This is a genomic window from Roseateles sp. P5_B10 (assembly GCF_056400485.1).
This window is the reverse complement of sequence record NZ_JBFULE010000247.1, coordinates 1-6,809: the sequence shown is the minus strand read 5'-3', so window position 1 is coordinate 6,809 and position 6,809 is coordinate 1. Positions and strand designations below refer to the sequence as shown.

At 69.0% G+C, this 6,809-nt stretch carries 6 protein-coding genes; 3 read left to right on the top strand and 3 right to left on the bottom strand.

What is annotated here, in order from left to right; genetic code table 11:
- From AC1DU6_RS15790 to AC1DU6_RS15780, 3 genes are all read right to left on the bottom strand, one after another.
- A partial coding sequence (locus AC1DU6_RS15790) for a hypothetical protein (RefSeq protein WP_477858203.1) occupies nucleotides 1–1,875 on the bottom strand: 1,875 nt, incomplete at its 3' end.
- A 140-nt stretch (nucleotides 1,876–2,015) separates the two neighbouring features.
- The gene (hslO, locus tag AC1DU6_RS15785; RefSeq protein WP_477858201.1) at nucleotides 2,016–2,975 is read right to left on the bottom strand and encodes an Hsp33 family molecular chaperone HslO; all 960 of its coding nucleotides are present in this window, start codon (nucleotides 2,973–2,975) and stop codon (nucleotides 2,016–2,018) included.
- A complete protein-coding gene (locus AC1DU6_RS15780; protein ID WP_477858199.1) occupies nucleotides 2,972–3,496 on the bottom strand; it encodes a gamma carbonic anhydrase family protein in 525 nt (174 codons plus the stop codon). Before AC1DU6_RS15780 ends, hslO begins: the two co-directional genes overlap by 4 nt.
- Before the next feature lie 51 nt (nucleotides 3,497–3,547).
- On the opposite strand from AC1DU6_RS15780, the gene AC1DU6_RS15775 reads away from it, so the two are divergent.
- Genes AC1DU6_RS15775 through aptA form a run of 3 tightly spaced genes read left to right on the top strand, consistent with a single transcriptional unit; the run spans nucleotide 3,548 to nucleotide 6,597 of the window.
- Nucleotides 3,548–4,330, top strand: coding sequence for a ferritin-like domain-containing protein (locus AC1DU6_RS15775; RefSeq protein WP_477858197.1), 783 nt, complete (start codon nucleotides 3,548–3,550; stop codon nucleotides 4,328–4,330).
- Complete coding sequence (locus tag AC1DU6_RS15770) at nucleotides 4,327–5,244, top strand: DMT family transporter (protein ID WP_477858195.1); 918 nt, start codon at nucleotides 4,327–4,329, stop codon at nucleotides 5,242–5,244. The genes AC1DU6_RS15775 and AC1DU6_RS15770 overlap by 4 nt, the downstream gene beginning before the upstream one ends.
- Nucleotides 5,245–5,280: 36 nt before the next feature.
- Nucleotides 5,281–6,597, top strand: a complete 1,317-nt coding sequence (aptA, locus tag AC1DU6_RS15765) for an omega-aminotransferase AptA (RefSeq protein ID WP_477858193.1) — start codon at nucleotides 5,281–5,283, stop codon at nucleotides 6,595–6,597.
- Nucleotides 6,598–6,809 lie beyond the last annotated feature (212 nt).

Below are 6,809 nucleotides of genomic sequence, written 5' to 3'. Positions count from 1 at the left end.
CTCGCTGCGGCAGCCGGCCCGGCGGGCGGCGGCATAGGTGCTGGCCTGGTAGATGTCGCGCAGCGGCGGCGTGCCGGCCTGCAGGTCGACGGCGCCGTGCGGTGCCCCTGCCGCGGGCGGGTAGAAGGCCAGCGGCAGGCTGCTGGCAACGACCAGGTTGCGCGTGAAGGCCYGGGTGCGGGGGTGCAGATAGCGCGCATCCATGTCCGTCGTGAAGAACATGCGGTCGGAGAAATCCTCGTGCAGGGCCTGCAGAACGAGCAGCTTGTCGTGCACGTCGTTGGCAAAGATGCCGATGGCACCGATGGGCAGGCGGCTTGAGTCGGCCTCGCTGCGCTTGAGCCCGGCCCCGAGGCGGCGCAGATAGTCGAGCTGGTCACGGCTCTCGGGCCATTCCAGCGGCGCGCTCTTGGCCGCCGGCCCGGCCGCGGCGGCGGTGCCGGCCTCGCGCGTCGTGATGCCGTCGATGCCACGGAAGAAATAGATGACCTCGATCTTCAGCGGCTGGCTCTGCGGCCGCCCCTCGGGCAGGCGGTAGCGCAGCTCGCTGACCAGGGACTGGGCATAGAGGGAATCCCGCTCGGCAACGATGACGACGCGCCGGCCCTCATGCGGCAGGCGCAGGCCGAGCTCGGCGACGATGCGCTTGATGAGCTCGGCGTCGGTGCCGATGGTGCGCACCATCTGCACCGGCCGCACCGGGTTGACGCCCGTGATACGGTTGAACTGGTCGGTGACGAAGGACTCGAGCTTCTGGTCGCTGAGCTCCGCGATCATGCTGTTGGGCGCCGTCGAGGCCGAGTTGTAGAACTCGGCACGCGACAGCAGCTCATAGCCCTCCTGCAGGTCGGGCGCGAGGCCCCGCACGGCACCCGCCACGCCCGAGCTGCAGCGTGCGGCCGCCGCACTGGCCGCAGGGCTGAGGGCATCGGCGGCGGCGTTCTTGCGGTCGGCCGCGCAGCGCAGGTCCATCAGTGCGGCGCGCAGCGCGTCGGTCGACGAMGGGCCGATGACGGCCAGGCTGGGCAGGCGCTGCCCGTCTGATCCACCCGGTGCCGCAAGGTCGCGGGCCGGCCTGCCCATCAGCTGCTGGGTCAGCCGGGCCAGAGCATCCAGCTTGCGGTTGGGCAGGGAATTTTCGTCCACCCACAGCAAGGCGATCTGGCCATAGCGGCGCGGCTTGTCGGCCTTGGCATCGCCCTCGCCGTCGGGCTTGCGGCGGTGCTCCGAGCGCGCCGACAGCAGCTCGTAGGGCACGACGAAGTTGTCCTTGGCCGCGCGCGCCTGCTTGTCGGCGGCAGCGGGCCGGGAGGCCGCCGATGCCACTGACGCCACTGACGCCGCCTCGGCCGGAGCGGCCGCCTCCAGCAGGTTGAACTCCAGCAGGCTGAGCCGCTCCGCGTTGTCGGGCACATAGTCCTGGGCCAGCAGGCCGGCCAGCGTCGCGTAGCGCACACGCCGCCGCGCCTCCTCGGCACCGACGAAATCGGCGCCGGGCAGCAGGCCCATGATGATCAGCGTGTCATCCAGGCGCTGGTCGTGGTCGCGGTCCAGTTTGGCCAGCATGCGCTGCGGGTCGCGCACCTCGGCCACGCGGTCGCGGCAGTCGATGTCCAGGGTTTGCGAGGTTTGCTTGCGCACGCGCTCGCAGCGCTCCGCCCGTTCCGTCTCGTAGCGGCGCAGCGCCGTGAACGGGTCTTCCCAGAGGCGGGCGTTGACGTCCAGATCCGGGTCCAGCGGCGCCTGGGCGCGGGCCTTCTCGGCGGGCCGCAGCGGTTCGAAGGCATGGGGCACGAGCTGGGTGCTGGCCACGAAGGCCACCAGCACCGCGGCACTTGCCCACGGGAAGCTGCCAAATCCGCCCTTGTCGGCCACTGTCGCCTCCTGGCCCTTTCAGGAAGGGGCCAAAAGGTGAAAGTCTCAGCTCGGGGCAGTGGCGTCAATCACTAGGCTGCCGGGCATCCTCAGAAGGCATGAGGCCCGTTGCGCAATGGAAACGCTGAACGACCTCAGAACTATTGAAGCGTGCCTTCGGCGCCGTCCGGCTGGCGGCCGGCGGGCGTGAACAGCGCGCCGACATCCACCGCGTCGAAGCGGTAGTGCCGGCCGCAGAAGTCGCAGCCGATCTCGATCTCGCCGCGCTCGGCCAGCACGCTGTCGGCCTCGTCGCGGCCCAGGCCGCGCAGCATCTGGCTCACACGCTCCCGCGAGCAGGTGMAGGAGAAATGCGGCGCCTGGGGCTCGAAACGGGTCACCGTCTCCTCCCAGAACAGGCGGCGCAGGATGGTGTCGGCGTCCAGCGTCAGCAGCTCTTCGGCGGTCAGCGTGCCCGCGAGGATGGCGACGCGGTTGAAGCCCTCGGACAGCCCGATGTCATCCTCGTTGCGTTTTCCTTCGAGGTTGCCCTCGCCTTCGACCGGCAGCCGCTGGATCAACAGGCCGGCGGCGATGTCGCCATTGGCGGCCAGCACCAGCCGGGTGTCGAGCTGCTCGGACTGCAGCATGTAGTGCTCCAGCACTTCAGAGAGCTTGTACAGCGGCTCGCGGTGGTCGCCGTGCAGGGGCACGACGCCCTGGTAGGGCTGCTGGCCGGGGAACTTGTCCTTGGGGTCCAGCGTGATCGCGCAGCGGCCCTGGCCGTGCACGTTCAGCATGCTGGGCAGGTCGGCCCCGGGAGCGAGCTCGCCGATGCACTTGGCCGTCGCGCGAAAGCTCAGATCGGGCTGAGCCTCGGCCACGGCGAGCTTGACCGGGCCGTCGCCAAAGATCTGCAGCACCAGCGCGCCGTTGAACTTGATGTTGGCCTGCATCAGCACCGCTGCGGCGCTCATCTGGCCGAGCAGGTCGCGCAGTTCGGGCGGGTACTCCTGGCCGGGCTCGCGGCGGCTAAGCACCTCGCGCCAGGCGTCGGTCAGCCGCACCAGCATGCCGCGCACCGGCAGGCCGTCGAACAGGAATTTGTGCAGTTCACTCATCGGATTCTTTTCAGGCCGGCCGCATAACGGCGACCGTTGTTGACGTAATGGGCCGCGCTGGCCTTGAGCCCGGCGACCTGCGCCTCGCTCAGTTCACGCACGACCTTGGCCGGCGCGCCGACGATCAGCGAGCCGTCCGGAAATTCCTTGCCTTCGGTCACCAGCGCGCCGGCGCCGACGATGCAGTTGCGGCCGATGCGCGCGCCATTCAAGACCACCGCGCCGATGCCGATGAGGCTTTCGTCGCCGACCGTGCAGCCATGCAGCATGACCTGGTGGCCCACGGTGACGTTCTCGCCGAGGACGAGCGGGAAGCCGTGGTCGGCATGCAGCACCGAGCCGTCCTGGACGTTGCTGCCCGCGCCAATCGTCAGCGTGTCGCTGTCGCCGCGCAGCACGGCGTTGAACCAGATGCTGACGCCTTCACCCAGCGTCACGCGGCCGATGACCTCGGCGCTGTCGGCCACGAAGGCGGAGTCGGCCACGTCAGGGAGGTGCTCGTCGAGCTGGTAGATCGCCATCGCGGCCTCGCGCAAAACGCGCAAAAGGGGCGGATTTTAGAATCCCGGCCAATGTCCGACCTTCGCATGGCCACGCTCGGCCCTCTCCTGATCGCCGATGCGCCCGCCAAGGCGGCCGCAACGCTGGCGCTGAATGCAGCGCTGCCTGTCGATACCGACGCGCAGATTCCCGAGCCCGGCGGCATTCCGGGGCGGCCCGCACGCCCGCGCCTGGTCGAGCACATCACGCTCAAAGGCCCGTCGCTGCGCACGCCGGCCGGCATCGCGGCCCTGGTGCACGCCATCGCCCACATCGAGCTGAATGCCATCGACCTGGCCCTGGACATCTGCTGGCGCTTCCCCGGCATGCCCGAGGCCTTCTACCGCGACTGGCTGCGCATCGCCCAGGAAGAAGCCAAGCACTTCACGCTGCTGCGCGAGCACCTGCTGACACTGGGCTTTGACTACGGCGACTTCGATGCCCACAACGCGCTGTGGGACATGGCCGAGCGGACGAAACACGACCTGCTGGCCCGCATTGCCCTCGTGCCGCGCACGCTGGAGGCACGCGGACTGGATGCGTCGCCCGCCGTCAAGCGCAAGCTCGTCGGCGCCGGCGACAAACGCGCCGGCGAGATCCTCGACATCATCCTGCACGACGAGATCGGCCATGTGCTGGCCGGCAACCGCTGGTACCGCTTCCTGTGCGAGCAACGCGGGCTGGACCCGATCGCGACCTACGCCGAACTCGCCACCCTTCATCAGGCGCCCAAGCTGCGCGCGCCCTTCAATCTCGAAGCCCGCCGCGCGGCCGGCTTCGACGAAGCGGAACTCGCCGCGCTGGCTCGCCCATGACTCGTTTCCATGCCAATCTGCTGCTCACCTTCGTCGCGCTGATCTGGGGCTCGGCCTTCGTCGCGCAAAGCCGCGGCATGGCCGACGTCGGCCCGTTGCTGTTCACCGGCGTGCGCTTCCTGATCGGCTCTCTGGTCGTGCTGCCGCTGGCCGTGCTGGAGTGGCGCCGCCTCGGCCGCGAAGGCAGGCCGCTGGTGAAGCTGGACGGCCTTCACATTGCCGGCCTGGGCCTCTTGATGACGCTGGGCGCCGTCATGCAGCAGATCGGCATCCAGCACACCAGCGTGACCAATGCCGGCTTCCTGACCGCGGTCTACGTGCCTCTCGTGCCGGTGCTGGCCTGGCTACTGTTGCGCCAAGTGGCGCACTGGTCGGTCTGGCCGGCGGCTGCGGGTTGCCTGGTGGGCGCCTTTCTGCTGTCGGGCGCGCATGAGCTCCACATCGGCCTGGGCGACCTGTGGGTGGCCGGCTCGGCCATCCCCTGGGCGGTGCATGTGCTGATGGTGGGCCGCTGGGCCGACCGCATGAGCGCACCCTTCCTGGTTGCCAGCGGCCAGTTCGCTGTCTGCGGCCTGCTGTCGCTGATCGCGGCCTTCGGCATGGAGCCGGTGCACTGGGGCGGCCTGGTCGCTGCCGCCTGGCCCATTGCCTACACCGGCATCGTCTCGGTCGGCATCGCCTTCACGGCCCAGGTCGTGGCCCAGCGCTACGCCCATGCGGCGGACGCGGCCATCATCCTGTCGGCCGAGACCCTGTTCGCCGCCGCCTTCGGCTATGCGCTGCTCGGCGAGCGGCTCAACACCGCCGGGCTGATCGGCTGCGGCCTGATGCTCGCCTGCATCCTGCTCGTGCAGCTGACGCCGCTGGTGAGAACCCTGAGGCAACGGCAAATTCTGACCAACCCGTCAAATTGACTCTAGACTTTGGGCTCCTTTGTCGAGGAGCCCCGCATGAGCGCTGACGTTTCCAAGCTTGACGCCTATTGGATGCCCTTCACTGCCAACCGGCAGTTCAAGCAGGCGCCGCGTCTGCTGACGCAAGCCGATGGCATGTATTTCCGCGACGACAAGGGCCGCGAGATCCTCGACGGCATCGCCGGCCTGTGGTGCGTCAACGCGGGCCACAACCGCGCCAAGATCGTCAAGGCCATCCAGGAGCAGGCCGCGGAGCTGGACTTCGCACCGCCCTTCCAGATGGGCCACCCCAAGGCCTTCGAGCTGGCCGAGCGCCTGGCGGCCATCGCGCCCACGGGCATGAACCGCGTGTTCTTCACCAACTCGGGCTCCGAGTCGGTGGACACCGCGCTGAAGATGGCCATCGCCTACCACCGCGTGCGCGGCGAAGACGCCCGCACCCGCCTGATCGGCCGCGAGCGCGGCTAYCACGGCGTCAACTTCGGCGGCATCTCGGTSGGCGGCATGGTGGSCAACCGCAAGATGTTCGGCAGCCTGCTGGCCGGCGTCGACCACATCCGCCACACSCACGAYCYSGCSCGCAACGCCTTCTCGGTCGGCGTCCCGCCGCATGGCGCCGAGTTCGCCGAGGACCTGGAGCGCCTGGTTGCCCTGCATGATGCGTCGACGATTGCCGCCGTGATCGTCGAGCCCGTGGCCGGCTCCACGGGCGTGCTGCTCCCGCCCCAGGGCTATCTGCAGCGCCTGCGCGAGATCTGCGACAAGCACGGCATCCTGCTGATCTTCGACGAGGTCATCACCGGCTTCGGCCGCRCCGGCAGCCCGTTTGCCGCCCAGACCTTCGGCGTCACGCCCGACCTGATGACGGTGGCCAAGGGCATCACCAACGGCTGCGTGCCCATGGGCGCGGTGTTCGCGCAGCAGAAGATCCACGACGCCTTCATGACCGGGCCCGAGCACCTGATCGAGTTCTTCCACGGCTACACCTACTCGGCCCACCCACTGGCCTGCGCCGCCGGCATCGCCACGCTGGACACCTATGCCGACGACGACCTGCTGACCCGTGCGGCGCGCATGGAAGGCGAATTCGCCAAGGCGTTGCACTCGCTGCGCGAGGAGCCCAATGTCATCGACGTGCGCAATATCGGCCTGGTCGGCGGCATCGAGTTGAAGCCGCTGGACGGCCAGCCGGCCAAGCGCGCCTTCAACGTCTTCCTGGACTGCTGGGACAAGGGCCTGCTGATCCGCACGACCGGTGACACCGTGGCGCTGTCGCCGCCGCTCATCATCGAGAGTGGYCACATCGAACGCATCGTCGACACGCTCAGAGGCGCCCTGCGTCGCGCCGCATAATCCGCGCCCCGTGGCGGCAGTACCGGCGCCGCGGCCCCGCCCTGGAGTTTTCCCAATGAAATGGCTACTCGCCCTGCTGCTTGCAGGGTCCGCCCACGCACAGACCCTGAACTACATCGGCCAGCAGATCGTGCCGACGAGTGCAAGCTTCCGCGGGGTGCCGGTCGGTGGCCTGTCCAGCATCGACTATGTGCCCGCCACCGGCCGCTACC